Origin of the sequence: Williamsia sp. D3 (assembly GCF_000506245.1) — a bacterium.
Classification (GTDB): domain Bacteria; phylum Actinomycetota; class Actinomycetes; order Mycobacteriales; family Mycobacteriaceae; genus Williamsia; species Williamsia muralis.
On the sequence record NZ_AYTE01000026.1, the window covers coordinates 194,404 to 219,835 of the forward strand.

Consider the following 25,432-nt stretch of genomic DNA (forward strand, 5'->3'; position numbering starts at 1 on the left):
TCACATCGCTGCTGCGATCTCAGGGCGGCGTCGCACGCGCCGATCCGTCGGACCGGCCGTGGTGTTCTCTTTCATCCGGACTATCACCGTCGGCTCCGGAATCTCACCGGAATCTGCTGACCCCGCATCGGGTGATGCGGGCGCTCGCGGGCTCCGCGGACGAACTGTCGCCCACGATTACCGCCGGTGGGGAATTGCACCCCGCCCCGAGAACTTCCACTTACAAAGTTAGCACATCCATCGATCCCGCTGACCAGCGAGAAGGCCGTGAAATGGCCGGTCAGCGGGTTGCGGTCAGGGTGAGCAGAACGTCGTCACCGAGTGTCTCCACACGATCGGTCGAAAATCGCCTCGCCTGCTGCAAGGTGGTGACCGTGTCGTCCGTGATCGCCGCGAGTCCCCCGCCGATCACCAGCGGGGCGACATACGCCTGCACCCGGTCGACCAGACCCGCCGCGAAGAACGCACCGAGCAATCGTGATCCGCCCTCGATCTGCACATTGCTCAGCTCGGCCAGGGCCTCCACCACGGCTGCCGGTTCGTGCTCACGAATGCGGATGGTGCGCGCTCGACCGTCGAACACCTTGGCCTCCGGCGGGATGGCCGACGATCCGACGACAACTCGCAGTGGCTGGTGTTCCCGGAGTGAGCCGTCGGGGTACCTCGCGGTGAGGCTCGGGTCGTCGGCCAGTACGGTGCCCGTGCCGACGACGATCGCGTCGATCTGCGCACGTTCGTCGTGCACACGCTCACGTGCGGCCGGACCCGTGATCCACTGGCTCGAGCCGTCGGGGGCAGCGACCCGTCCGTCGACGGATGCGGCGAACTTGGCGGTCACCATCGGACGGCCGTGCTCCTGACGGAACAACCATTCGCGAAGTGGGCCGGCGGCAACCGTGTCGGCGCACACGCCGCCGTGTACCTCGAGTCCCGCAGCCTCGAGTCGCTGATGTCCTCCCGTGGCAACGGGATTGGGGTCGGCGACCGCGTAATGGACAACTCTGATCCCGGCGGCGATCAGTGCCTCAGAACACGGCCCGGTTCGCCCGGTGTGGTTGCACGGCTCAAGAGTCACCACTGCGGTCCCACCCGCAGCTCTGCCTCCTGCCTGCCCGAGCGCGACCACCTCGGCGTGCGGGCCCCCGGCCTCCCTGGTGTGTCCGACCCCGGCGACGTTTCCGTCGGCGTCCAGGATCACCGCGCCGACCGGCGGATTCGGAGTGCTCAGTCCGCGCGCACCGATCGATTCGCTCATCGCGCGGTGCATCGCCGCCGAGACAGGTCCGGTCACAGGAGTCGCGGCACTCGTCACTGTCGAGCGCTGAGCGCCTGTGCGCGAAGCGATTCGACGGCTTGCGCGGGGTCATCGGCCCCGTAGACCGCCGACCCCGCAACAAAACAATCGACACCGGCCGCGGCCGCTTGTTCGATGGTGTCCGCGTTGATGCCCCCGTCGATCTCGACGAGTACACGCAATTCACCGGAATCGACGAGCTTGCGGATGCGCCGGACCTTGTCGAGCACGTCAGGGATGAACGACTGCCCGCCGAAACCGGGTTCCACACTCATCACCAGCAACGTGTCGAACTCTCTGAGGATCTCGAGGTACGGGTCGAGGGACGTGCCGGGTTTGATACTCAGACCCGCCTTCGCGCCGGCGGCCCGGATGTCGCGCCCCACGGCCACGGGATCGTCGGTGGCCTCCGCGTGAAACGTGACGTTGTGTGCCCCCGCCTCGGCATAACCCGGGGCCCACCGCTTCGGGTCCTCGATCATCAGGTGGCAGTCGATCGGGATATCCGTGCTCTTGAGCAGGCTTTGCACCACCGGTAGGCCGAGAGTGAGGTTCGGGACGAAGTGACCGTCCATCACATCGACGTGTAGCCAATCGGCACCGGTGACCGCATCTGCTTCGGCTCCGAGCCTGGCGAAGTCGGCGGACAGGATGGACGGCGCGATCATCGGCTGATTCGACATGCAGTCATCCTAATGTCGGGCCTAAACCCAACCCAACGGACCGGTCCGGACTGCTGCACACGCGTTTTGGCGTGTCGTATCCCGCCGCCGATCAGTTCTTGCGGAGCGCCGCGAAGAACATGGCGTCGGTGCCGTGCAGGTGAGGCCAGAGCTGCACATACGGCCCTCCGGTCAGATCGTCCACGGGTACCAGGTCACGGGTGTCCAGTGCGGTCACCGGCAACTCGGCGATCGCCCAATCCGCCACCTCGCGGGTTTCGGCCGGGTGTGGTGAGCACGTGGAGTAGACCACCACGCCACCCACCCGGAGCTGGTCCACCGCCGACGCGAGCAACTGCTTCTGCAGCGCGACGAGATCGGGAACGTCACCTGGGTTGCGTCGCCACCGGGCCTCTGGCCGGCGCCGGAGGGCACCGAGGCCGGTACACGGGGCGTCCACCAGGACACGGTCGAACCCGGGCTCCAGGCCTGGGTCACGCCCGTCGCCGACGATCACGTCGACGGGAAGCTCCCGCGTCGCCTTACGGATCAATTCGGCGCGGTGCGGGGCTTTCTCGACCGCGGTGACCCGCGCACCGTCAATGTCGGCTAGAGCGCCGAGCAGGGCCGCCTTGCCACCAGGACCGGCGCACAGGTCGAGCCATCGACCGGCGTCGTCGCCGTCGAGTGGAGCGATCGCCAGTGCGCGGGCCACCAGTTGACTGCCTTCGTCCTGGACGCCGGCCAGACCTTCACGGACCGGTTCGATGTCGCCGGGATCGCCGCTGTCGAGGTACACGCAGTAGGGCGAGTAGCGGCCCACGTCACCTCCGGTGGCGGCGGCGAGTTCGTCGGCGGTGATCATGCCCGGCCGGGCGACCAGATGGGTCGACGGGCGTTCGTCGTCCGCAGCCAGTGCAGCCTGCAGAGCACCCGCCGAACCACCGAGCGCGTTGTCGAACACCTCGGCGATCCAGCGCGGATGAGCGTACTGAAATGCCAGATGACCGACTAGGTCTTCACTGATCGACGGTGCGAGCGCGTCCACCCACAACTCTTCGGTGCGCTGAGAGATCTTGCGCAACACTGCGTTTGCGAAACCTACAGGTCCGTGACCGGCGCGGGACCGGACGAGGTCCACCGACGTCGAGACGGCGGCATGCGCGCCGATCCGCGTCCGCAACAGTTGGTATGCACCCAACCGCAGCACATCGAGGACCGCCCCGTCGATCTCCTCGACGGGCCTTTTCGCGACGTCGGAGATGATCTGGTCGAGCAACCCCACCGCACGGCTGGTGCCGTAGGTCAGTTCGGTGGCCAGGGCAGCGTCGCGGCCGGTGATCTTGCGGTCCCGCAACATCTTCGGCAGTACCAGGTTGGCGTAGGCGTCGCGCTCACGCACAGCGGCCAGCACCTCCACGGCAGCCTGCCGGGCCGGATCTATCGGGGTGGGTTCCTGATCGTCAACGGGGCGGTTCATGTGAGTGCCTGTCCATCGGTGAGCCTGGCCCCGCGCGCCCAGTCGGGACCGGCCATTGCTTTTTTGCCTTGCGGCTGAACTGAATCGAGTCGAATCGGCACCGTCTTGGTACCGACGTACAGGGCCTTCTTCGCCACGGCCAGCTCGCCCGGAGCCGGCGTCACATCGACCGGGTCGGTGACCATCGACGCACGTAACACCTTGACCCGCAGATCATCCAGCGTGGTCCAGGCACCCGGGTGGGGTGTCATCGCCCGGATGTGCCGATCGATCAGGTGCGCCGGTAGGTCCCAGCGAATGCGTGCGTCGTCGATGGTGATCTTCGGAGCCGTGCTGATGCCGTCGGCCGGTTGCGGTTTGGCTTCCAGGTAGCCGTCCTCGATGCCGTCGAGGGTGGTCACCAGCAGGTGCGCCCCTGTCTCGGACAGCCGGCCCAGCAGGTCGCCGGCGGTATCGGTGTCGCGGATCCGTTCGGTCACCACGCCGAAGACCGGGCCGGTGTCGAGACCTGCTTCGAGCCGGAAGGTACTGGCGCCGGTCATCTCGTCACCCGCAGCGATCGCCGCCTGCACCGGTGCAGCGCCGCGCCATGACGGCAACAACGAGAAATGCAGATTGACCCAGCCGTGGGTGGGAAGATCCAGCAGCTCCGGCGGTACCAGTCCGCCGTAGGCCACCACCGGGGCGCACTCGGGCGCCCACTCTCGTAATTGCTCGACAGCGTCGGGATCTTTGAGCCTTCTCGGAGTGATCACGGGGATGGCGTGCTCGTCGGCGAGGGCAGCCACCGGTGACCGCGTGATCTTCCGTCCCCGGCCCGCTGCTGCGTCGGGCCGACTGATCACGCCCACGACCTCATGGCGGGGCGACTCGATCAACGCCTCGAGAGACGCAACCGCGGGTTCGGGCGTGCCTGCGAACACCACCCGCATGTAGTACCCCAATCTCCGAGTTCTGTCCGCGTGTTCGCGGCCGATTAACAGCCTAGCCACCCAGAAGCCTCAGCCGATGGTGGGCGGATCCATCTGCACCCTGATCGGCTGTGAATCGTGTTGTGCATTCCGGCCGACCTGCGCTGCATGGAGCGCCGCAGCCAGTTCCCGACCTTGAGATCTCTTACACCGCAGCAGTATTCGCTGCGGGTCGGAGATCTCTTCGCGATTGAGGCCAGACGGCAACCGCACGCCGGCGGGTAGTTCCACCGGACCCAGCACCTCACCACCCGGCGGGAGGTGGACGGTTTCGGCAAAGGCGACGATGGCCGGACCGGCGCCGTCGATCGAGGCCATCGTGACCGCGGGCGGGAACCCGAGTTCGGTCCGCTGCGCCACCTCGTTCTCGGCGAAGCCGACGGGGTCCCAACGGATCACCGACTGCACCGGGCCGAGACCCGCGTCGGCGACGATCACCACTGCTCCCCCACGTCCGTGGGGACGTACGAGCATGGCGGCGGACAGCCAGCGGCGAACCGCCTCTTCGCCGGCTCGCAGTTCGGTGCGATCGAGCTGCGCCCACGTGTCCAGCAGGATGGCGGCGCCGTAACCGTCTTCGGCAACGGGCTCGGCGCCCGGGGTACTGACCACAACACGGGGACCGCTGCCGATGCTGTCGACGATCTTGTCGCCGCCCGAGGTCAGGACGGGAACCCCCGGGAATGCGCGGCCCAGCTCCTCGGCCGTCCGGCGAGCCCCCGTCGTCAGCGCCCTCACCTTGGTGAAACCGCATTCGGTGCAGCGGAAGTCGGCGTCGGGATGACCACACCACCGGCAGCTCAACAAACCCACCGAGTTGCTGTCGGGCCCGGCACCATCGGTCGGCACCGGGCCGTCTGCCTGCATCGGTCCGTGGCACCGACGGCAACGTACGTGCGAACGGCACCGTTCACAGGCCAGCGACGGTAGATAACCCCGCCTGGGCACGCTGAAGAGCACGGGGGCGTCTGCGGCCACGGCGGCGCGGGCTGCATCGAACGCGACGGCCGGGATTCGGGCCGAGCGAGCAAGCGGATCACGGGCCACCCGGTTGTCCTCGTCGGAGAGCGCCGAGATGCGAGGGGATCGTTCACGGACCACCGAACGTGACGCGGTGAGGTCGTGAGCCCAGCCGGCATCGACGAGGGCTTGGGTCTCGGCCGTACGAGCGACACCACCGAGGACCAGTGCGCATTTGTCGCTGTGCGACCGCAGGACCGCCACTTCGCGGGTATGTGGGTACGGCGCACGGGGATCGCACAGGCTGTCGTCCCCGTCGTCCCACACACAGATCAGTCCGAGGTCGGGAATCGGCGTGAACACTGCGCTCCGGGTGCCGATCACCACCGAGGCCTGCCCGCGCAGTGCTCGCAACCACCGCCGATACCGCGCCGAAGGGCCCAACCCCGCGGACAAGGACACCACCCGGTCACCCAAGATCGGCTCGCACGCTGCTTCGAGCCGTACCAGATCGCGCTGGTCGGGCACCACGATGATGGCGCTGCGGCCGGCGACCACCGTGTGGCACGCGAGTTCGGCCAGTCGCCGGGGCCAGTCCTCCCCGGGCACCGCCTGCCATGCCGCCCGCGCGGCTTTGCCGTCAGCGACAGCAGCAAGGTACGACTCTGCATGCTCGTATGGTTTCCATCCGTCTACATCGACGGTCGGGGGCCTGGGGGTGCCTGGCGGGGCACCCACGGTCTGCTCGGTGCGCGCATGGCGGGGCGGGATGGCCAGCCGCAGGACATCTGTCATGGTGCCCGCGTACCGATCGGCGACCGCCCGCGCCAGCGTGGCCAACTCCGGGGTCAGGACCGGTTCCGGCGAGACCACCCTCTCGAGCCACCCGAGCTTGCCGGGATGGTCGCTGGCCTCGATGCGGTCGAGTATGTACCCGTCGACCAGACGGCCGGAAAAACGCACCCGCACCCGGACACCCGGCTGGGCGTCCAGGTGCTGGGCATCTTGTACCTGGTAATCGAACGGCCGGTCCAGATGGGCCAGCCCGAGCATCGGCAGAACACGCGCGACCGGCAGTTCAGGTGCGAGCTGCCGCTCTGGTTTCACGCGCCGGCAGCAGCCTTCAGCTTGTCTGCCCGGTCGGTGTGCTCCCACGGCAGATCGATGTCGGTGCGACCGAAATGTCCGTAGGCGGCCGTCGGGGCGTAGATCGGCCGAAGCAGGTCGAGGTCGCGGATGATCGCGCCCGGACGCAGGTCGAAGACCTCGGAGATGGCCGACTGGATCTTGGCAGGGTCGACGGTCTCTGTGCCGAAGGTCTCGACGAACAAGCCCACGGGGGCAGCCTTGCCGATGGCGTAGGCGACCTGAACCTCGATGCGACCGGCCAGACCTGCCGCGATTGCGTTCTTGGCGACCCAGCGCATGGCGTATGCAGCACTGCGGTCGACCTTCGACGGGTCCTTGCCCGAGAAGGCGCCGCCGCCGTGACGGGCCATGCCGCCGTAGGTGTCGACGATGATCTTGCGCCCGGTGAGTCCGGCGTCGCCCATGGGCCCGCCGAGGACGAACTTGCCGGTCGGGTTGACCAGCAGGCGGACATCATCGGTGTTGAGGAACGGCAGATCGAGATCGGCGAACACCGAATCCAAGACCTTGCTGCGGATGTCGGGGGTGAGGAGGTTCTCGAGGTCGATGTCGGCGGCGTGCTGCGTGGAGACCACCACGGTGTCGAGGCGGACCGGCTTGTCACCGTTGTATTCGATGGTGACCTGGGTCTTACCGTCCGGCCGCAGGTACGGCAGCACACCTTCTTTACGTACCTCGGTGAGGCGACGGGCGAGACGGTGAGCAAGCGCGATCGGAACCGGCATGAACTCAGGGGTCTCATTGGTCGCGTATCCGAACATCAGGCCCTGGTCGCCGGCACCCTGGCGAGCGATCTCGTCCTCGGTGATGCCTTCCACGCGCGACTCGTACGCGTTGTCGACACCCTGGGCGATCTCCGGGGACTGCGCGCCGATGGCGACGTTGACACCGCAGGAGTTGCCATCGAATCCCTTGGCCGACGAGTCGTAGCCGATCTCCAGGACCTTCTCGCGCACGATTTTGGGGATGTCGGCGTACGCCGTCGTGTTCACCTCACCCGCCACATGGACCTGACCGGTGGTGACCAAAGTCTCCACCGCAACCCGGGCACGCGGATCCTCGGTCAGCAGGGCGTCGAGGATCGAGTCGCTGATCGCGTCACAGATCTTGTCGGGATGACCCTCGGTGACGGACTCGCTGGTGAACAAACGGGTATCGGTCATGTTTTCCTCTCGGAGGCGGTGGTCCTGAAGAGTTCGGTACGGTGCGCGACTACCCGCGGACCTCAAATTACACACGTGGGTCGAGCTACGGACATCGACCTTCTGCGCCAACACCATCTGTGCGTACAGCGTTGATCGCGTCAAGTATTCGGGTCGCCATGAGTGTTTTCGACCCGAGTGGCAGGGCAGTTTCTTCGCCCCCTGCGGCCAGGATCCAACCGGTGTTGTGGTCCATGCCGAATGCCTTGCCCTCGCCCACCGCGTTGACGACCAAGAGGTCGCATCCTTTGCGGGCCAGTTTTGCCCGGCCGTGGTCGAGAACCCCGTGCTGGAGGTCGCCGGTTTCGGCAGCGAAGCCGACGATGGCCGTCGACCGTGGGACCGAGCCACTGCGGCGAGCGGCGACCAGACCGGCGAGGATGTCCGGATTGGTGGTCAATTCGATGGGGGCCGGTCCGCTGTCCGACTTCTTGATCTTGGCGTCGGAGACCTGCACGGGCCGAAAATCGGCGACGGCCGCGGCCATGATCACCACGTCGGTCTCGGGGGCTCGCTTTCCAATCTCGTCGGCCAGCTGCGCTGCGGTGGCGATGCGGATGATCTCCACTCCCGCGGGATCGGGCAGGTTGGAGGTGGCACCGGCGACCATGGTCACCTGAGCCCCCCGCTGGGCAGCGGCACGGGCGAGGGCGTACCCCTGCTTCCCGGAGCTGCGATTACCGAGGTAGCGGACGGGATCGAGGGGTTCGCGCGTGCCGCCGGCACTGATCAGGAATTTGACCCCGGCGAGGTCGTACGGGAGGGCGTCGGGGCGATCGAGCAGCAGCTCACCCAGCAGCGATATCTCCTGCGGATCGGGCAAACGTCCGGCCCCGGTGTCGACACCGGTCAAACGGCCCGATGCGGGAGTCATCACGGTGGCGCCGTGCTCCCGGAGGGTGCTCACATTCGCCTGCGTGGCCGGGTGCTCCCACATCTCGGTGTGCATCGCCGGGACGAACAGGACCGGGCATCGCGCGGTCAACAACGTCGACGTCAACAGATCGTCGGCGCGCCCACTCGCAGCGCGAGCCATCAGATCGGCGGTCGCCGGCGCGATCAACACCAGGTCCGCTTCCTGACCGAGACGGACGTGAGGCACGCGCGGCACATCGGCGAACACCTCGGTGCTGACGGGGTTGCCGCTGAGCGCCTCGAATGTTGCCGCACCGACGAACTTCAACGCCGATTCGGTGGGGATGACACGCACGTGATGGCCGGCCTCGGTGAAGTGACGCACCACCGAGCCGACCTTGTACGCGGCTATGCCGCCACCGACCCCGATGACGATGTTCTTACGCGTCGTACCGACGTTCTCGCCCACGAACTCTCGCCTCCGGACCGGGTAAAGGGAAGCTATTCGCCTTCGGTGTGCTCGAGAAGGTCCGCGTGGATCTCGCGCATGGCGATGGAGAGAGGCTTCTCCTGGAGGCCCGGCTCGACGAGGGGACCGACGTACTCGAGGATGCCGTCACCGAGCTGGTTGTAGTAGTCGTTGATCTGACGCGCACGCTTGGCGGCGTAGATGACCAGCGCGTACTTCGAAGAAGCGCGTTCCAGCAGCTCGTCGATCGGCGGGTTCGTGATGCCCAGGGGTGTGTCGTACGCGGTTGCGTCGACCTCGCCGATGAACTCGTCTGGGGTGGTCAAGCTGCTCACATTGCTCCTACGAATTATTCAAATGGGATTCAACCAGCAAGGATACCAAGTGCTTGGCCACCGAGTCGACTTCGTCGTTCACCACGACGTGGTCGAACTCGTCGGCACTGTCCAATTCGGCCCTCGCGGTCTGCAGTCGCCGCTCGATCACCTCGTCGGATTCGGTCCCGCGGCCGCGTAGCCGGGACACCAGTTCGTCCCAGCTCGGCGGCGCGAGGAACACTGTCACGGCCTCGGGTACCGCTGCCCTGATGTTGCGGGCTCCGGCCAGATCGACCTCGACGAGCGTGGGCCTACCCTGCTCCATCGCTTCGAACACCGGCCGCGAGGGTGTGCCCGAACGTTGCAGTCCCCCGTGGATCTCGGCCCACTCCAGCAGTTCGCCGTCGGCGATCAACCGATCGAACTCACCCGGGGTGACAAAAAAGTAGTCGCGTCCGTCGACCTCACCGGCGCGCGGGGCGCGGGTGGTCGCAGAGACGCTGAACATTAGGTCGGGCAGCAGTTCGCGCAGCCGCCGGACCACGCTCGACTTTCCGACAGCAGAAGGGCCGGCCAAAACGAGAAGCCGGCCCCTCTGTCGTTGTTCTGGGCTCACTGAGCAGCAATCAGGCAAAGTCGAACTTGGCCAGCAGCGCCTTCTTCTGGCGATCACCCAGCCCGCGCAGACGGCGGGTAGGAGCGATCTCGAGCTCGGTCATGATTTCCTGCGCCTTGACCTTGCCCACCTTGGGCAACGCCTCGAGCAGTGCCGACACCTTCATCTTGCCCAGGATCTCGTCGTTCTCGGCATCCTTGAGAACCTGCTGGAGATCGGTGCCGCCTCGCTTCAGGCGTTCCTTGAGCTCGGCACGGGCCCGGCGAGCGGCAGCTGCCTTCTCCAATGCAGCGGCGCGCTGCTCATCGGTCAACTGGGGAAGGGCCACGGTTCCTCCGATTTCGTCTGTGTGATTCTCTGCCCCGCGCCGGTGGCGTCAGGGCGGCCGCCTCTGTGGGGAGGCAGCGAAAGCGACCGTACCCACGCACGTCGCCTTTTGCGACCCCCACCCCGGCATTCCCCACTAAAACGGGTGTTGTAAGCCTTTCGAACGAGCTTCCCCGCGCTCGCCCATCAGTAGCAGTTAAATCTGCCTAGTATCTGATTGATGCGGCGAATGCCGTTGCCCGACAACGGAATTCGAGACCATCAACGGAAATGTGGCGCTGCATGACGTAGGTCACATCCGTGGTGCTGCTGTGACGGGTGTTCCGCGCCGGGATTTTTCGAAGTTTTTTGCCCGTGCGCGCGTGTCGGAGGACCGCGTGACCTGTGCGAATGCCCACCCGACCGCCTTGATGGCCTCGTGAACCGCGTTCAGCGCCTCGTGTTAGAAGTGGATCGCACACACTGACAATTCTCATCCGGGACGGGGTTTCATCATCGTGACCAACCAACAGACTCCACGAGAGGGTCTGCTTCCCGATCGGCTCCGGAACCTTTACGCACTGACTCTCGGTGACGGGATCCGGGATGAGGTGTCGACCGAGAACGTGGTGCTGCACGACGAACCACACCGCCGTCTGCGCCGATTCGGGAACACCGGGCAACTGCGTGCCGCCCGCCTCGCCGGGCACCCGCCGGTGGTGCTCGTTCCGCCGATTGCCGCACCCGCGAGTTGCTACGACCTCGACCCGGATCACTCGTTGGTCAAGCATCTGCTCCAGACCGGACGAATCCCGTACGTGCTCGACATCGGCGAGATCCGGAGAAGCGACCGACACCTCGGTTTCGAGGACTTCTTCGACGACATCGTCCCGCAGGCAATCACCCGCGCGCAGAGTGACTTCTATACCTCGGATCAGGACATCTCGAGCCGCACCGGTGGCCCCGGCCAGGTGGACCTGGTCGCATGGAGTCTCGGCGGAACGATCAGCCTGCTCACCGTGGCCGCAGATCCCGCCCTGCCCGTCCGATCGGTCACGGCCGTGGGCACTCCCCTGGACTACGCGCTGGTGCCCCCCTATCCCCTCGTACGGCAGTTGACCCGGCCGACCAAGGGGCTGGCGGTCACCGGCATTCTCCGGCTACTCGGCGGGATCCCTGCGCCACTGGTGCAGATCGGCTACCGAGGCACAGCATGGCAACGCGAACTGAAGAAGCCTGGTTTCATCCTGTCCAATCTCGGTGACACCGAGAAGCTCGCACGGATGGAGATCGTCAATCGCTTCCAGCGTGAGTTCCCCGGCTACCCGGGCCGCCTGGCCGAACAGATGTGGGAGTGCTTCATCTATCGGGGTGAACTGGCGACCGGTGTGCTCGACCTCGGAGGGCGCCGCATCGATCTCACGAGCATCGGGGTCCCGGTCCAGCTGTTCGGGAGCCATCGTGACGCCATCGTGCCGTGGGCAGCTGCCCGGCACGGTGTCGACCTGCTCGAGGGATCACCACAAGTGCATTTCGACACCGTAGAGACAAGCCATCTGGGACTGATCGCCGGACCCGACGCCATCTCCGGCACGTGGCCTCGCATCGATGCATTTCTGGAGTCGTTGCCGGTGGACTCCGCACCGGCAGAAGAGTCCACACCTCACGGCGACGACCGGTCCGAGGTACTGGAACAAGAGGTCTCGGGCTAGGCCTGATCCCCGAAGGCCGCCTCGATCTCGTCCCGGGTGCGGCGCGCGGCATCGCGCAGTGCTGTCACATCGGGACCGTGGCGCAGCACCGACCGGGAGCTGGCCGGCAGCACCCACCGCTGATCGGCATCGGCGAACACAGCGGGCAGATCGCTCGCCGCGGCTCCTTGGGCACCAAGGCCCGGGGCCAGGATCGGCGCGCCGAGTTCCGCCAGCTGCAGTCCGTGGTGCCGGGTCGCCCCGACCACCAGTCCGACAGTCGCGCGACCATCCGAGTTCTCCGCTGCAGCCGCATCAACGATGCTCTGGGCCACCGCCACGCCACCGTCGCCCCGGGCCAGCTGGAGCGACTCCCCCTCAGTGTTGGAGGTGCGGGCCAGCGCGAACACGGCCCGTCCCTCCGAGCGCGCGAGTTCGATGGCGGGGCTCAGTGACCCGAAGCCGAGGTAAGGCGAGACGGTCAGGGCATCGGCGCACAGCGGTGATGCCGGATCGAGCCAAGCCCGCGCGTACGCGGCCATCGTCGAACCGATGTCGCCGCGTTTCCCGTCGGCGATGACCAGCGCGCCACCGGCCTGACAACCGCTGATCACCGACTCCAGAGCCGCGAAGCCTGCCGAACCGAACGTCTCGAAAAACGCCACCTGGGGCTTGATCACCGCGACGGACCCGGCAAAGGCCTCGACACAGATGTCACCGAACGCACGGACGCCCGCAGCGTCGACCGACAGACCCCACGCCTCGAGCAGTTCCGGATGAGGGTCGATCCCCGCGCACAACCGGCCGCGGTCGGTGACCGCCGCCCGGTAGCGGTCGGCAAACGATGTGTCGCCGACCGCACCCGATCTCGCGTCCACCTATGCGCCCAGCATCGTCCGGTGCCGCTTCTGCAGCGACTGCACACCCATAGCCCCGCCCAACGCGGCTTCGATGCCCTGGATCGCCGCGCTCGCGCCCTGCACCGTGGTGATACACGGGATGTTCACCGACACAGCGGCACTACGGATCTCGTAACCGTCGATACGCGGACCGGAGTTGCCGTAGGGAGTGTTGATCACCATGCCGATCTCCCCGGCCCGGATCCGCTCGACCACGCTGACCTCGCCCTCGGGCAGATCGCTGTCAGAGTGCTTGTACACCTGGGTGCACTTGATTCCGTTGCGCCGCAACACATGCGCGGTGCCCTCGGTGGCCAGGATGTCGAACCCCAGATCAGCGAGCCGCTTGACCGGGAACACCAGAGCGCGCTTGTCCTTGTTGGCGACGGACACGAACACCTTGCCGGACACAGGGAGTGAACCGTAGGCGGCCGTCTGCGATTTGGCGAAGGCACGGCCGAAGTCCGCGTCGATACCCATCACCTCACCGGTCGATTTCATCTCCGGGCTGAGCAGAGAGTCGACACCGGTGCCGTCGGCTCGGCGGAACCGGTTGAAGGGCAGTACGGCTTCCTTCACCGACACCGGCGAGGTGTCGGGCAGTTCGGAGCCGTCCCCTTCGGCCGGCAACATGCCGTTGGCACGCAGCTCGGCGATGGTGGCGCCCAGCATCACCCGCGCACAGGCCTTGGCCAACTGGACCGCGGTGGCCTTGGACACGAACGGAACCGTACGGCTGGCCCGCGGATTGGCCTCGAGGACGTACAGGATGTCGTCCTTCAGCGCGTACTGGACGTTGAGCAGACCACGGACACCGATGCCCTTGGCCAGCGCCTCGGTGGACTTGCGGACGTTCTCCAGGTCCGAGCGGCCGAGTGTGATGGGCGGCAACGCACATGCGGAGTCACCCGAGTGGATGCCTGCCTCTTCGATGTGTTCCATGACCCCGCCGATGTAGCAGTCGGTGCCGTCGTAGAGCGCGTCGACGTCGATCTCGATCGCGTCCTCCAGGAATCGGTCGACGAGAACGGGATGCTCGGGCGTGATCTCGGTGGCCCGGGAGATGTAACTGGCGAGGGAATCCTCGTCGTACACGATCTCCATACCCCGCCCGCCGAGCACGTACGAGGGCCTCACCAGCACCGGGTATCCGATGTCACCGGCGATGGCCTTGGCCTGATCGAACGTGGTCGCCATGCCGTACTTCGCAGCGGGCAGACCCGCCTCGCTGAGCACGTTGCCGAACTCACCGCGATCCTCGGCGAGATCGATCGCCGCCGGGCTGGTGCCCACGATCGGAACACCCGCAGCTTCGAGCCGATGGGCCAGACCCAGCGGGGTCTGCCCGCCGAGCTGCACGATGACGCCCTTGACGGTGCCTGACTCCGATTCGGAGTGGAACACCTCCAGCACGTCTTCGAAGGTCAACGGCTCGAAGTACAGCCGGTCGGCGGTGTCGTAGTCGGTGGACACGGTCTCCGGGTTGCAGTTGACCATGACCGTCTCGTAACCCGCCTCCGACAGCGTCATGGCGGCGTGCACACACGAGTAGTCGAACTCGATGCCCTGACCGATCCGGTTGGGGCCCGACCCGAGGATCAGCACCTTCGGCCGCTCGCGTTGCGGCGCGACCTCACTCTGCGCGGCGGGGTCGAGCTCATAGGTCGAATAGTGGTACGGCGTGACCGCCTCGAACTCGGCGGCACAGGTGTCGACCGTCTTGTAGACCGGACGCACGCCCAGCGAGTGCCGGAGGTCGCGGATCACGGTCTCGTCCTCCACGTCGTCGCGCAGCGCGGCGATCTGCCGGTCGGACAGACCGTTGCTCTTCGCCTCGCGGAGCAGGTTCTCGTCCAGGGTCTCCGCCTCGCGGACCCGCTGACCGAGTTGGTGGACGGCTTCGATCTCGGCGAGGAACCAGGGATCGATGGCGGTCGACTCGAACAGTTGCTCCACGGTCGCGCCCATGCCGAATGCCTGCATCAGGCCGTACAACCGGCCGTCCTTGGGCGTGCGGAGCCGTTCGAGCAGTTCGGGGAGCAACGGAGCCGGTTCGTCGGTATCGGGTTCGGTCCAGAACCCGGCGGCCTTGGTCTCCAGCGAACGCATCACCTTTCCGAGTGCCTCGGCGAACGATCGGCCCAGCGACATTGCCTCACCCACCGACTTCATCGTGGTGGTGAGGGTGTCGTCGGCGCCGGGGAACTTCTCGAACGCAAACCGAGGCGCCTTCACCACGACGTAGTCGAGGGTGGGTTCGAAGCACGCCGGGGTCTTCTTGGTGATGTCGTTGAGGATCTCGTCGAGGCTGTAGCCGACCGCCAGCTTGGCCGCGATCTTGGCAATCGGGAACCCGGTCGCCTTCGACGCGAGCGCCGACGACCGGGACACCCGGGGATTCATCTCGATGACCACCATCCGGCCGTCGGCGGGATCCATCGCGAACTGGATGTTGCAGCCGCCCGTGGCGACACCGACCTCACGGATGATCTCGATGGAGAGGTCGCGCATCTTCTGGTACTCGCGGTCGGTCAACGTCATCGCAGGCGCCACCGTGACCGAGTCACCGGTGTGGACACCGACGGGATCGACGTTCTCGATGGAACAGACCACCACGACGTTGTCGCGGTTGTCACGCATCAGCTCGAGCTCGTATTCCTTCCAGCCCAAGATCGACTCCTCGATCAGGACGTTGGCGCTCGGCGACGCCGCCAGCCCGCCACCGGCAATCCGGTTGAGGTCGTCGGCGTCATAGGCCATCCCCGAACCGAGCCCACCCATGGTGAACGAGGGGCGAACCACCACCGGGTAACCGAGGTCGGCCACCGTATCGTGGACCTCCTCCATGGTGAAACACACTCGGGAACGGGCGCTTTCGCCGCCGACCTTGGCAACGATGTCCTTGAACTTCTGCCGGTCCTCGCCGCGCTGGATGGCCTCGAAGTCGGCGCCGATGAGCTCGATGTCGTACTTGGCGAGAATGCCCTGGTCATGCAGATCCACTGCGGTGTTGAGTGCGGTCTGCCCGCCCAGCGTCGCCAGCACGGCGTCGATGGGATATCCGGCATCACGCTCGGCCTCGATCACCTTCTCCACGTAGGCGGCGGTGATGGGCTCGACGTAGGTCGCGTCGGCGAACTCCGGATCGGTCATGATCGTCGCGGGATTGGAATTGACCAGGCTCACCCGCAGGCCTTCGGCCTTGAGGACCCGGCAGGCCTGTGTGCCCGAATAGTCGAACTCGGAGGCCTGACCGATGACGATCGGTCCGGATCCGATGACCAGGACGTGCTTGAGGTCGGTACGGCGGGGCATCAGGCACGCGCTCCTTGCAGCAGAGAGACGAACTTCTCGAAGAGGTACGCGGCGTCGTGGGGTCCTGCCGCGGCCTCGGGGTGATATTGGACGGAAAACGCTCGGCCGCCGATGAGTTCGATGCCTTCCACCGTGCCGTCGTTGGCGCAGGTGTGGCTGATCCGGGCACGACCGAAGTCGCTGTCGAACTCTTCGCCGGCTTCACCCTCCAGGGCGAACCCGTGATTCTGGGCGGTGATCGACACGGCTCCGGTCGTATGGTCGACCACCGGGATGTTGATTCCGCGGTGGCCGAACTTCATCTTGTAGGTACCCCGGCCGAGTGCGCGGCCCAGGATCTGGTTCCCGAAGCAGATGCCGAACAGCGGGATCCCGTCACCGAGCACGCTGCGGGTGAAGGCCACCGGGTGGTCGGCGGTCGCGGGGTCGCCGGGTCCGTTGGACAGGAACACGCCGTCCGGTTTGATGTCGGCGATGGCGTCGTACGAGGTGCCCGCCGGCAGGACGTGCACCCGCACTCCGTGCTGGGCGAACATGCGCGGGGTGTTGGTCTTGATCCCCAGGTCGAGCGCCGCCACCGTGAACCGGGCTTCGCCTTCGGGTTCGACGACGTACCCGTTGCTGGTCGACACCTCACCGGCCAGATCGGCACCGGACATCTCAGGCGCCTCGACCACCCGCCGGAGCAGTTCGTCCGACCCGGCGAGCGCATCTCCGGAGAAGATCCCGGCCCGCATCGACCCGTGGTCGCGCAGGGTGCGTACAACAGTACGGGTGTCGATGCCGGCGATGCCGACGATGCCCTGGTTGATCAACTCGTCTTCCAGGCTGCCCGTGGCGCGCCAACTCGACACTCGTCGGCTCGGGTTGCGCACGGCGTACCCACTCACCCAGATCTTGCCGGTGTCGTCGTGGGTGGCGCTGGGATCGTCCGCGCCGTAACGACTTTCGCCGTCCTCGGTGTTCCATCCGGTGTTGCCGATCTGCGGCGCGGTGGCCACCACGATCTGCCGGTGGTAGCTGGGGTCGGTGAGTGTCTCCTGATATCCGGTCATCGCCGTGCAGAAGACGGCTTCTCCGAGAGTCTGGCCGAGCGCTCCGAAGCTCGTCCCGACGTAACGTTCACCGTTCTCGAGTACCAGCACCGCGGTGGTGGCCGGTTGTTGCTGTGTCACTGCTTCTTCTTTCCGTCCTGCTCGAGAGGTTTGACCCATTCTGGGTAGATGGTCTTGTCGTCGGCGCGAATGCCCGAATCGATCTCGGTTCCCGACGGGAGGAGCCAGCGGATGACGAGGACGCCGTCCGCGGTCATCACCTTGCCTGCCAGGCCCCTTTCGGTGCGGATCGCGGTGATCTGGTCGTCCGGTATCCAGATCGGGTTGGCACCGGTGCGGTCGATGAGGATCCCGGTGTCGAAGCGGCTGATCTCCGCAACGGCACGGTCCCCGTAGTCACCCACGGCCACCCGGTCCTGCCAGCTGGGCGCGATGGTCGATCCGACATATAACCCCGTGTGCGGGCCCAGCCGACGCGGTCCGAGAGTGGCGGGCACTTCGGGGAACGCACCGAGGAGCAACTCTTGTCGGCGGCCACGGCCTCGCCAGCCGAGCAGCATCAGGCCGACTATGCCGCCCCAGGCGAGAATGACGATCAGGATCACCACAACACCGGTCATCGGGGCGCCCGGACCTTGCCGCCGTGGTTGGTCACCTCACCGCGCAACACCGTCGCGACCACAACGCCGGGCAGGGTGAGACCGTCGAACGGTGAGTTCTCCGAGAGGCTGGCCAACGCACCGGATTCCACTGTCCATTCCGTATCCGGATCGACCAGGGCCAGGTTCGCCGGTTCACCGACCGCGATCGGGCGGCCGTGGTCGGACAGCCCGGTGATCTCTGCGGGCCGTTCGCTCATCACCTTGGCGACCCCGCGCCAGTCGAGCAGACCGGGTTCGACCATCGTCTGCACGACGATCGAGAAGGCGGTCTGCAGTCCGAGCATGCCCGGTCTCGCGTTGGCGAACTCGCAGCACTTCTCCTGCGCGGCGTGGGGCGCGTGGTCCGTGGCCACACAGTCGATGATCCCGTCGGCGAGAGCCTGCCTGAGGGCTGCCTTGTCGCGGCCCTCACGAAGGGGTGGATTGACCTTGTTGACGGGGTCGTAGGTCTCCAGGCGGCTGTCGTCGAGGAGCAAGTGATGTGGCGTGACCTCGGCGGTGATCGAAATGCCCTGTCCACGAGCCCATTTGAGCAGTTCGACCGTACCCTCGGTCGACGCGTGGCAGATGTGCACCCGTGCGCCTGCGTCGCGGGCGAGCAGCGCGTCGCGCGCGACGATCGACTCCTCGGCCGCCCGTGGCCAGCCGGTGAGTCCGAGCCTGGCCGCGACGGCGCCTTCGTGGGCGATGGCTCCCTCGGTGAGCCGCGGTTCCTCGGCGTGCTGGGCGATGAGTACGCCGAGACCCTTCGCGTACTCGAGCGCACGGCGCATGATCAGCGGATCGAAGACACACTTGCCGTCGTCGCTGAACATCCGCACCCCGCCGACGCCGGCGGCCATCGCGCCCATCTCGGCGAGCTGGGTGCCCCCGAGCCCGACCGTGACGGCGCCCACCGGATGCACATCCACGAGGCCCACCTCTTGGCCGCGGCGCCAGACGAAATCGGTGATGACGGCACTGTCGGCGACCGGGTCGGTGTTGGCCATCGCGAACACCGCGGTGTAGCCACCCAAAGCCGCTGCCGCCGAACCTGTCTCGATGGTCTCGGTGTCTTCCCGGCCGGGTTCACGAAGGTGGGTGTGCATGTCGACGAAACCGGGCAGCAGCACAGCGCCCGCTCCGTCGAGCACATCGTCTGCCGCATCAGGATCGATCGAGGCGGCGATCTCGACGATCTCGCCACCGTCGATCAGGATGTCCACGGCGTCGTCGCCGTATGGCCGTACATTGCGGATCAGGAGCTGCGCACTCATGCCACGCCCTCGCTCTCGGTTCCGACCAGCAACGTGAACAGCACGGCCATCCGCATATGCACTCCGTTCGAGACCTGTTGCAGCACAGTTGCTTTGGGTGAGTCCGCCACCGAGAACCCGATCTCCATGCCACGCAGCATCGGTCCCGGGTGCAGCACCACGGCGTGGTCGGCGAGCAACGCCGACCGACGGTCGCTGAGCCCGTACCGGATGGAGTACTCGCGCGCAGACGGGAAGAAACCACCGTTCATCCGCTCGGCCTGAACGCGCAGCAGCATGACCGCGTCGACGGCGGCGAGTTCGGCATCGAGACTGTGTGACACCTCGACGGGCCACGCCTCGACACCCACGGGCAGCAGCGTGGGCGGAGCGACGAGAACCACCTGCGCCCCGAGCATGGCCAGGAGGTGCGCGTTGGAGCGGGCCACCCGCGAGTGCAGCACGTCGCCGACGATCGCGATCCTGCGGCCTTCGAGCGAGCCGAGCCGCTGCCGCAGCGTCAAAGCGTCGAGCAGTGCCTGGGTCGGGTGTTCGTGGGTTCCGTCACCGGCGTTGATCACCGATGGTCCGGTGCCCTCTTCCCAAGTCCACTGCGCGATCTGATGGGCCGCACCCGATGCGGGATGTCGGACGATCAACGCGTCCGCTCCGGCGGCACGGAGGGTCTTGGCCGTGTCGCGCAACGACTCCCCCTTGTTCGCCGAGGAACTCGACGCGCTGACGTTGATCACGTCGGCGCTCATCCACTTGCCCGCAACCTCGAAGGACACGCGGGTGCGGGTGGAGTTCTCGTAGAACACGGTCATGATGGTCCGGCCGCGCAACGTCGGCAGCTTCTTGATCTCGCGGCCCACCAGGGCCTGCTCGAACCGTTCGGCCTCGTCGAGGAGTTCGGTGGCCGACTCGCGGGTCAGGTCGGACACCGACAGCAGATGCCGCATCAGATGTTCCCGGTTCGCAGGATCACGCGGTCCACACCGTCGTGCTCGCGCAGATGGACCTGCACGTCTTCGGTACGGGCGGTCGGGATGTTCTTGCCCACGTAGTCCGCACGCAGGGGCAGCTCCCGATGCCCGCGGTCCACGAGCACCGCCAGTTGCACCGCGGCAGGTCGGCCGAGATCGCGCAGGGCATCGAGCGCGGCGCGCACCGTACGACCCGAGTAGAGGACGTCGTCCACGAGGACAACCAGGGCGCCGTCAACGCCGCCGGCCGGAACCGCGGTCGGTTCCAGGGCGCGGTGCGGTTTGGCACGGAGATCGTCGCGGTAAAGCGTGATGTCGAGGTACCCGACCGGCACCTGGACGCCGGCGAACTCGGCGATGTTCTCAGCGAGCCGGCGGGCGAGAAAGATACCGCGGGTGGGGATTCCGATGATGACCACTCGAGGCGCATCGGCGTCGTCCAATGCGGTCTTCTCGATGATCTGATGCGCTATGCGCGCTATGGTCCGTCCGACATCGGCGTCGTCGAGTAGCTCGCGACCCGTGTCGGTACCGTCGCCCTCGGGAGTCGGCACAGTAATCGGGACCTCCTTCTCCGCCTCTCTGGACGGATCGTTAAAGGATGTCGGTCACTGCCATGGACACCGACATCACAATGCCTTCGTCCGGAACAGTTCGTGCATCAGGCTATCAGGCCGGGGCCGCCGCACCGCGACGGCACCGGCCGGTCTCACGCGTCCTCGGACGGTGACTGCTTCCCCAACGACGCACGTACCTGCGGCGCGAGGAGCACGATGCGACCGAGCACACCGTTGACGAATCCAGGGGAATCGTCGGTCGAGAGTTCCTTGGCCAATTCGACGGCCTCGTCGACGACAACGGCGGTCGGAACGTCGGTGGTGTTGAACAACTCCCAGGTGGCGAGCCGCAGGATCGCGCGGTCCACGGCGGGGAGCCGCGGCAGCGTCCACTCACGCAGATGCGACTCGATCACCGAATCGATCTGGCGGGCATCGCCCGCGACACCCTCGATGATCTGAGCGGTGTAGTCGTGGATCTTGCCCATACTTTCGTCACCGAGCGCGATCTCACGCCGCTGGGCGATCAGCTCGATCGGTGACTCGTTCTTGACCTCGGCCTCGAAGAGCAGGTCGACCGCGCGTTTGCGGGCCTTGTGGCGGGTGCCGGATTTCTTGACCAATGTCACGAGTTGACGCGGCCGAGGTAGCTGCCGTCGCGCGAATCGACCTTCAGCTTGTCGCCGGTGTTGATGAACAACGGCACCTGGATCTCGGCACCGGTCTCCAGAGTCGCGGGCTTGGTGCCACCGGTGGAACGGTCGCCCTGGACGCCGGGATCGGTCTGGGACACCAGTAGTTCGACGGTGACCGGGAGTTCGATGTACAGCGGCACGCCTTCGTGCGTGGCCACCTGCACGGTCATGTTCTCGAGCATGAATTTGGCTCCGTCGCCCACGGTCTCCGGGTTGACGTTCAACTGCTCGAAGGTCTGCCCGTCCATGAACACGTAGTCGCTGCCGTCGTTGTACAGGTACGTCATGTCGCGGCGGTCGACCGTCGCCGTCTCCACCTTGACCCCGGCGTTGAACGTCTTGTCGACGGTCTTCCCCGAGAGCACGTTCTTGATCTTGGTCCGCACGAAGGCAGGACCCTTACCGGGCTTGACATGCTGGAACTCGAGGATCTGCCAGAGCTGACCCTCCATGTTGAGCACCAAGCCGTTTTTGAAATCCGAAGTGTTGGCCACGTCTGTTCTTCCTCTCACCCGCCCCGGGCATCTTGTTGCGCGACGTCCTGCTCGCGCCGGGGCGCACGGTCAGATGACGGTGAATGTCTTGTCGGTGGTGGTGAGCAGATCGGGTTCGCCGTCGCGGATCACGAGGGTGTCCTCGATCCGAACGCCACCTCGGCCCGGCAGATAGACACCGGGTTCTACGGTCACCGCTGCACCGCAAGGTAGTGTACCCGTGCTCAGCTTCCCGATGGACGGCGCTTCGTGTATCTGGAGGCCGACGCCGTGTCCGAGACCGTGCACATACTGCTCACCGAACCCCGCCGCGTCGATGATCGATCGGGCTGCCGCATCCACCACGCCGGCGTCGACGCCGGGTGCCAGCGCCTCGCGGCCAGCCTGCTGTGCCTGTGCGACCAGGTCGTAGATCTCTCGTTGCCAGGACTCGGCTCTCTCCAAGACGTACGTGCGGGTCATGTCGGAGTGGTAGCCACCGACCACCGCGCCGAAGTCGACCTTGAGCAGGTCGCCCGCCCCGAGCACGGCATCGGTCGGCCGGTGGTGAGGAACGGCGGAGTTCGCCCCGGTCGCCACGATCGTCTCGAACGACACGGCCTCGGCACCGCGCTCGAACATCGCCCATTCGAGTGCCCTCGCGACCTGACGTTCGGTTTTACCCGGAACCACGAGGCCGTCACCGAGGATGTCGGCGAGGGCCAGGTCGGCCGTCTGACAGGCGGTCCGGATCTGTTCGATCTCGTCGTCGTCCTTGACCATCCTGAGGTCCTCGACCAGCGCCCCCACCGGCTTCAGCGTCTCGGCGCCGGTGAGGATCGGCAGCAGCCGCTGATGTGTTTCGACGGTCACCACGTGTTTCTCGAACCCGATCCGGGCGCCGGACCCCACCAGGTACTCGGTGAGCGCGGAAGGGCAATCGCGGGCGATGATCGCGGTGAGGTCGGGGGCCTGTTCGGCGACTTGGGTGAGATACCGCCCGTCGGTGCTGATCCGGTCATCACCGGATGCAGTCACCACAAGAGCGGCATTGGACCCGGTGAATCCGGACAGATAGCGAACATTGACCAGGTCCGTGACAAGAATCGCATCGACGCCGGCCGCACTGAGTCCCGCTCGAAGGCGGTCCCGCCGCCCTGCGTGGGCCGCGTTCGCGGGATCTGCGGCCACTCGACTGATGGGGGCGGCGGTCTGCGCCGAGGTGTCGGATGTAGCGCTCATGACGTCCAGGCTAGTGCGACTTCGCTCTCCGGGGATGGTCAATGCACCCCCGCGACCGGGGCGCCGACATCCGAAAACATCGGTTTTGTGGGCCCTGCCACAAAAAGACGTGGCGCATCGGTACGCTGCTCACATGATTGCGTGGTTGCTTCGTGGCTTGGTGATGTCGGCGGTGCACATCGGTGCCCGGGTTCTGCTTGCTTTGGCGATCGTGCAGTGGCCACTGGAAGCCACCTATTGGAAGACCATCGCCATCGCGTCCGTGGTCCTCGTGGCACTCATCTGGGGCGGAATCGACGGCCTGCTCGACGGCCGCGCGCACGCTGACCCTGACGATTACGACGACCTGACCATGCGCTGGCTCAAGGCCGGCCTGCTCGCGGGGCTGATCGCCGCCATCGTCGGCTGGGTACTCGGCAATTGGGTGTTGGCCGGAATGGGCCAGAACTCGCTGGCGATCGAGATCTTCGCAGGCGGCGCGTTCACCACGCTTCTGATCTTCGTGCCCGCTCTTGTCGGCGCCGCGCTGGGCCGGTACCTCACGCGTCGCCAGCATCGCAAGAACGAGGCGAACCGCGAGCGTCAGGACGACAACCGCCGCGACCAGCGGTACGCGGATGACGACGATGCCGCATACCAGCGCACCCAGCCCGTCGGCCTGAACAAGTAGCCGGTCTAGCAGGTACCCGGCGTCGGCCGACCGGCCCGCCGCGAAGGCCGGCCGGTCGATCGGTCGCCTAGATGAAGATCGCCCCGCCGGCCGGTTCGTCCTTGGCGACGGTCGAGTACGCGGCGGCGAGCAGTGCCGGGTCGGGCGCTTCCAGACGGCCTGGTTTCGCCAGACCGTCGAGCACCACGAAACGCAGCATTCCGGACCGGTTCTTCTTGTCCCCCGCCATGCCTTCGAGCAGATCGGGAAGCGCGTCCGGGTCGTAGGCGACCGGCAATCCCACACTTTCCAGAATCGCCTTGTGCCGGTCTGCGGTCGCGTCGTCGAGTCGTCCGGCCAGTCGGCCGAGTTCCGCAGCGAAGACGAGTCCGACCGACACCGCGGCACCGTGGCGCCACCGGTACCGCTCCCGGCGTTCGATGGCGTGTCCCAGCGTGTGACCGTAGTTGAGGATCTCCCGCAGCGCGGACTCTCGCAGATCGGCCGCGACGACCTCTGCCTTGACCCGCACCGATCGCTCGATCAGCTCGGTCAGGATCGGCCCCGCGGGGTCGAGCGCGGCCTGGGGATCTGCCTCGATCAGGTCGAGAATCACCGGGTCGGCGATGAACCCGGTTTTGATCACCTCTGCCATGCCGGCCACGATTTCGTTGTGCGGCACGGTTTCCAGGGTTGCCGTGTCGATCAGAACCGCCCGCGGTTCGTGAAAGGAGCCGACCAGGTTCTTACCGGCGTCGGTGTTGATCCCGGTCTTGCCGCCGACCGCGGCGTCGACCATCGCCAGCAACGTGGTGGGCACATGAACGACGGGAATGCCCCGCATCCAGGTGGCGGCGACAAAGCCGGCGAGGTCGGTGGCCGCTCCACCACCGAGGCTGATCACGACGTCGTTGCGCTTCATGCCGATCCGGCCGAACACTTCCCAGCAGAACGCGGCGACGGAAAGGTCCTTGCCGTCCTCTGCATCGGGAATCTCGACCCGGTGTGCGTCGAATTCGTTTTCTGCCAACGTCTTTCGGATCACTTCAGCGGTCTCGGCGAGCGTCGGCTGGTACAGGATGGCCACCGAATCGGCACCGGCGACCGACTCGACGAGTTCGCCGAGCAGGCCCTTTCCGATGATCACCTCGTAAGGGCTCTCGCTGTTCACCGGTACCCGGATCGGTGTGGAGTCCGCGGTCATTGTCTCGCTTCCTGCGTGGTGAGTTGACTGATGATCTCGTCGGCCACGAGCCGTTGATGGGGCTGTGCGTCCACGACGATCGTTGCGATGTCTCGGTAGACCGGGTCTCGTTCGGCGAGCAGATCGGCATAAACCTGGGCCGGGTCAGGAGCCTGTAGCAGTGGACGCTTGGATCCCGAGACGCGGGCGAAGCCCTGCGCCGCCGTCACGTGGAGGTAGATGACGTTCTGGCCGGCGAGCCGTTGCCGTGTCGATTCGGAGAGCACCGCGCCCCCGCCCAGCGACACGACGCCCTGCTCAGCGGCGAGCAGGTCCGCCACCACATCTTCTTCCAGAGCCCGGAACGCGGGCTCGCCGTCTACCGAAAAGATCTCGGGAATCGTTCTGCCACTTCGCCGTTCGATCTCGCCGTCACTGTCGATCCAGTCGACACCGAGCAAGCGGGCCAGCTGCTGACCGACCGTTGTCTTGCCGGATCCCATGAAGCC

The 25,432-nt window shown here is 66.3% G+C and carries 24 protein-coding genes and 1 riboswitch; of the genes, 2 read left to right on the top strand and 22 right to left on the bottom strand.

From position 1 onward, the window contains the following. Positions 1-59: 59 nt before the first annotated feature. Positions 60-218, bottom strand: a riboswitch (FMN riboswitch). Between the two features lie 62 nt (positions 219-280). The 10 genes from ribD to mihF form a co-directional block, all read right to left on the bottom strand. Then, positions 281-1,267: a bifunctional diaminohydroxyphosphoribosylaminopyrimidine deaminase/5-amino-6-(5-phosphoribosylamino)uracil reductase RibD gene (gene ribD / locus W823_RS45975; protein WP_369792634.1), complete on the bottom strand. Its 987-nt coding sequence runs from the start codon at positions 1,265-1,267 to the stop codon at positions 281-283. Positions 1,268-1,308: 41 nt separating this feature from the next. Continuing rightward, positions 1,309-1,977, bottom strand: a complete 669-nt coding sequence (rpe, locus tag W823_RS45980; protein ID WP_023959437.1) for a ribulose-phosphate 3-epimerase — start codon at positions 1,975-1,977, stop codon at positions 1,309-1,311. A gap of 91 nt (positions 1,978-2,068) precedes the next feature. Then, a complete protein-coding gene (locus W823_RS45985) occupies positions 2,069-3,436 on the bottom strand; it encodes an RsmB/NOP family class I SAM-dependent RNA methyltransferase (protein WP_023959439.1) in 1,368 nt (455 codons plus the stop codon). Continuing rightward, positions 3,433-4,368, bottom strand: coding sequence for a methionyl-tRNA formyltransferase (gene fmt, locus W823_RS45990; RefSeq protein ID WP_023959441.1), 936 nt, complete (start codon positions 4,366-4,368; stop codon positions 3,433-3,435). Before fmt ends, W823_RS45985 begins: the two co-directional genes overlap by 4 nt. A gap of 69 nt (positions 4,369-4,437) precedes the next feature. Beyond that, positions 4,438-6,420 (bottom strand): primosomal protein N', encoded by a 1,983-nt coding sequence (locus W823_RS45995; protein WP_031332552.1) that lies wholly within the window; start codon positions 6,418-6,420, stop codon positions 4,438-4,440. Positions 6,421-6,470: 50 nt separating this feature from the next. Then, positions 6,471-7,679, bottom strand: coding sequence for a methionine adenosyltransferase (gene metK / locus W823_RS46000; protein ID WP_023959445.1), 1,209 nt, complete (start codon positions 7,677-7,679; stop codon positions 6,471-6,473). Between the two features lie 85 nt (positions 7,680-7,764). Next, positions 7,765-9,042: a bifunctional phosphopantothenoylcysteine decarboxylase/phosphopantothenate--cysteine ligase CoaBC gene (coaBC, locus tag W823_RS46005; RefSeq protein WP_023959447.1), complete on the bottom strand. Its 1,278-nt coding sequence runs from the start codon at positions 9,040-9,042 to the stop codon at positions 7,765-7,767. Positions 9,043-9,074: 32 nt separating this feature from the next. Further along, positions 9,075-9,392 carry a DNA-directed RNA polymerase subunit omega gene (gene rpoZ, locus W823_RS46010; protein ID WP_369792635.1) on the bottom strand — a complete coding sequence of 106 codons (318 nt, stop codon included), beginning with the start codon at positions 9,390-9,392 and terminating at the stop codon, positions 9,075-9,077. After that, positions 9,385-9,975, bottom strand: a complete 591-nt coding sequence (gene gmk, locus W823_RS46015; protein WP_031332553.1) for a guanylate kinase — start codon at positions 9,973-9,975, stop codon at positions 9,385-9,387. Before gmk ends, rpoZ begins: the two co-directional genes overlap by 8 nt. Before the next feature lie 10 nt (positions 9,976-9,985). Beyond that, positions 9,986-10,303: an integration host factor, actinobacterial type gene (gene mihF, locus W823_RS46020; protein ID WP_023959453.1), complete on the bottom strand. Its 318-nt coding sequence runs from the start codon at positions 10,301-10,303 to the stop codon at positions 9,986-9,988. A 496-nt stretch (positions 10,304-10,799) separates the two neighbouring features. On the opposite strand from mihF, the gene W823_RS46025 reads away from it, so the two are divergent. Next, positions 10,800-11,993: an alpha/beta hydrolase gene (locus tag W823_RS46025; RefSeq protein ID WP_023959455.1), complete on the top strand. Its 1,194-nt coding sequence runs from the start codon at positions 10,800-10,802 to the stop codon at positions 11,991-11,993. On the opposite strand, the gene pyrF is transcribed toward W823_RS46025, so the two are convergent. The 10 genes from pyrF to W823_RS46075 all read right to left on the bottom strand — a co-directional run bounded on the left by pyrF (position 11,990) and on the right by W823_RS46075 (position 23,091). Next, positions 11,990-12,850 carry an orotidine-5'-phosphate decarboxylase gene (pyrF, locus tag W823_RS46030; protein ID WP_023959457.1) on the bottom strand — a complete coding sequence of 287 codons (861 nt, stop codon included), beginning with the start codon at positions 12,848-12,850 and terminating at the stop codon, positions 11,990-11,992. The genes W823_RS46025 and pyrF overlap by 4 nt on opposite strands. After that, complete coding sequence (carB, locus tag W823_RS46035) at positions 12,851-16,186, bottom strand: carbamoyl-phosphate synthase large subunit (RefSeq protein ID WP_023959459.1); 3,336 nt, start codon at positions 16,184-16,186, stop codon at positions 12,851-12,853. It abuts the gene before it with no gap. Further along, positions 16,186-17,361 carry a glutamine-hydrolyzing carbamoyl-phosphate synthase small subunit gene (carA, locus tag W823_RS46040; RefSeq protein WP_023959461.1) on the bottom strand — a complete coding sequence of 392 codons (1,176 nt, stop codon included), beginning with the start codon at positions 17,359-17,361 and terminating at the stop codon, positions 16,186-16,188. The genes carB and carA overlap by 1 nt, the downstream gene beginning before the upstream one ends. Next, on the bottom strand, positions 17,358-17,861 hold the full coding sequence (locus W823_RS46045) for a hypothetical protein (RefSeq protein ID WP_023959463.1): 504 nt from the start codon (positions 17,859-17,861) through the stop codon (positions 17,358-17,360). The genes carA and W823_RS46045 overlap by 4 nt, the downstream gene beginning before the upstream one ends. Continuing rightward, positions 17,858-19,159, bottom strand: coding sequence for a dihydroorotase (locus W823_RS46050; RefSeq protein ID WP_023959465.1), 1,302 nt, complete (start codon positions 19,157-19,159; stop codon positions 17,858-17,860). The genes W823_RS46045 and W823_RS46050 overlap by 4 nt, the downstream gene beginning before the upstream one ends. Beyond that, positions 19,156-20,100: an aspartate carbamoyltransferase catalytic subunit gene (locus W823_RS46055; protein ID WP_023959467.1), complete on the bottom strand. Its 945-nt coding sequence runs from the start codon at positions 20,098-20,100 to the stop codon at positions 19,156-19,158. The genes W823_RS46050 and W823_RS46055 overlap by 4 nt, the downstream gene beginning before the upstream one ends. Continuing rightward, positions 20,100-20,678 (bottom strand): bifunctional pyr operon transcriptional regulator/uracil phosphoribosyltransferase PyrR, encoded by a 579-nt coding sequence (gene pyrR, locus W823_RS46060; protein WP_023959469.1) that lies wholly within the window; start codon positions 20,676-20,678, stop codon positions 20,100-20,102. The genes W823_RS46055 and pyrR overlap by 1 nt, the downstream gene beginning before the upstream one ends. Positions 20,679-20,833: 155 nt before the next feature. Further along, complete coding sequence (nusB, locus tag W823_RS46065; RefSeq protein ID WP_023959471.1) at positions 20,834-21,310, bottom strand: transcription antitermination factor NusB; 477 nt, start codon at positions 21,308-21,310, stop codon at positions 20,834-20,836. After that, the gene (gene efp / locus W823_RS46070) at positions 21,307-21,870 is read right to left on the bottom strand and encodes an elongation factor P (protein WP_023959473.1); all 564 of its coding nucleotides are present in this window, start codon (positions 21,868-21,870) and stop codon (positions 21,307-21,309) included. Before efp ends, nusB begins: the two co-directional genes overlap by 4 nt. Positions 21,871-21,939: 69 nt before the next feature. Further along, entirely contained in the window at positions 21,940-23,091 is a 1,152-nt protein-coding gene (locus W823_RS46075; RefSeq protein ID WP_023959475.1) for a Xaa-Pro peptidase family protein, read from the bottom strand. 133 nt (positions 23,092-23,224) lie between these two features. On the opposite strand from W823_RS46075, the gene W823_RS46080 reads away from it, so the two are divergent. After that, entirely contained in the window at positions 23,225-23,761 is a 537-nt protein-coding gene (locus W823_RS46080) for a B-4DMT family transporter (protein WP_031332559.1), read from the top strand. A 67-nt stretch (positions 23,762-23,828) separates the two neighbouring features. On the opposite strand, the gene aroB is transcribed toward W823_RS46080, so the two are convergent. Further along, a complete protein-coding gene (gene aroB / locus W823_RS46085; RefSeq protein WP_023959479.1) occupies positions 23,829-24,944 on the bottom strand; it encodes a 3-dehydroquinate synthase in 1,116 nt (371 codons plus the stop codon). Continuing rightward, entirely contained in the window at positions 24,941-25,426 is a 486-nt protein-coding gene (locus W823_RS46090; RefSeq protein WP_081729814.1) for a shikimate kinase, read from the bottom strand. The genes aroB and W823_RS46090 overlap by 4 nt, the downstream gene beginning before the upstream one ends. Between the last annotated feature and the right edge of the window lie 6 nt (positions 25,427-25,432).

Excerpts from the sequence above, each read along its gene's own strand:
- ribD (WP_369792634.1), bottom strand. The coding sequence starts at position 1,267 with ATGCACCGCGCGATGAGCGAATCGATCGGTGCGCGCGGACTGAGCACT.
- rpe (WP_023959437.1), bottom strand. The coding sequence starts at position 1,977 with ATGTCGAATCAGCCGATGATCGCGCCGTCCATCCTGTCCGCCGACTTC.
- W823_RS45985 (WP_023959439.1), bottom strand. The coding sequence starts at position 3,436 with ATGAACCGCCCCGTTGACGATCAGGAACCCACCCCGATAGATCCGGCC.
- fmt (WP_023959441.1), bottom strand. The coding sequence starts at position 4,368 with ATGCGGGTGGTGTTCGCAGGCACGCCCGAACCCGCGGTTGCGTCTCTC.
- W823_RS45995 (WP_031332552.1), bottom strand. The coding sequence starts at position 6,420 with ATGCTCGGGCTGGCCCATCTGGACCGGCCGTTCGATTACCAGGTACAA.
- metK (WP_023959445.1), bottom strand. The coding sequence starts at position 7,679 with ATGACCGATACCCGTTTGTTCACCAGCGAGTCCGTCACCGAGGGTCAT.
- carB (WP_023959459.1), bottom strand. The coding sequence starts at position 16,186 with ATGCCCCGCCGTACCGACCTCAAGCACGTCCTGGTCATCGGATCCGGA.
- W823_RS46045 (WP_023959463.1), bottom strand. The coding sequence starts at position 17,861 with ATGACCGGTGTTGTGGTGATCCTGATCGTCATTCTCGCCTGGGGCGGC.
- W823_RS46050 (WP_023959465.1), bottom strand. The coding sequence starts at position 19,159 with ATGAGTGCGCAGCTCCTGATCCGCAATGTACGGCCATACGGCGACGAC.
- W823_RS46055 (WP_023959467.1), bottom strand. The coding sequence starts at position 20,100 with ATGCGGCATCTGCTGTCGGTGTCCGACCTGACCCGCGAGTCGGCCACC.
- W823_RS46075 (WP_023959475.1), bottom strand. The coding sequence starts at position 23,091 with ATGAGCGCTACATCCGACACCTCGGCGCAGACCGCCGCCCCCATCAGT.
- W823_RS46080 (WP_031332559.1), top strand. The coding sequence starts at position 23,225 with ATGATTGCGTGGTTGCTTCGTGGCTTGGTGATGTCGGCGGTGCACATC.
- aroB (WP_023959479.1), bottom strand. The coding sequence starts at position 24,944 with ATGACCGCGGACTCCACACCGATCCGGGTACCGGTGAACAGCGAGAGC.
- W823_RS46090 (WP_081729814.1), bottom strand. The coding sequence starts at position 25,426 with ATGGGATCCGGCAAGACAACGGTCGGTCAGCAGCTGGCCCGCTTGCTC.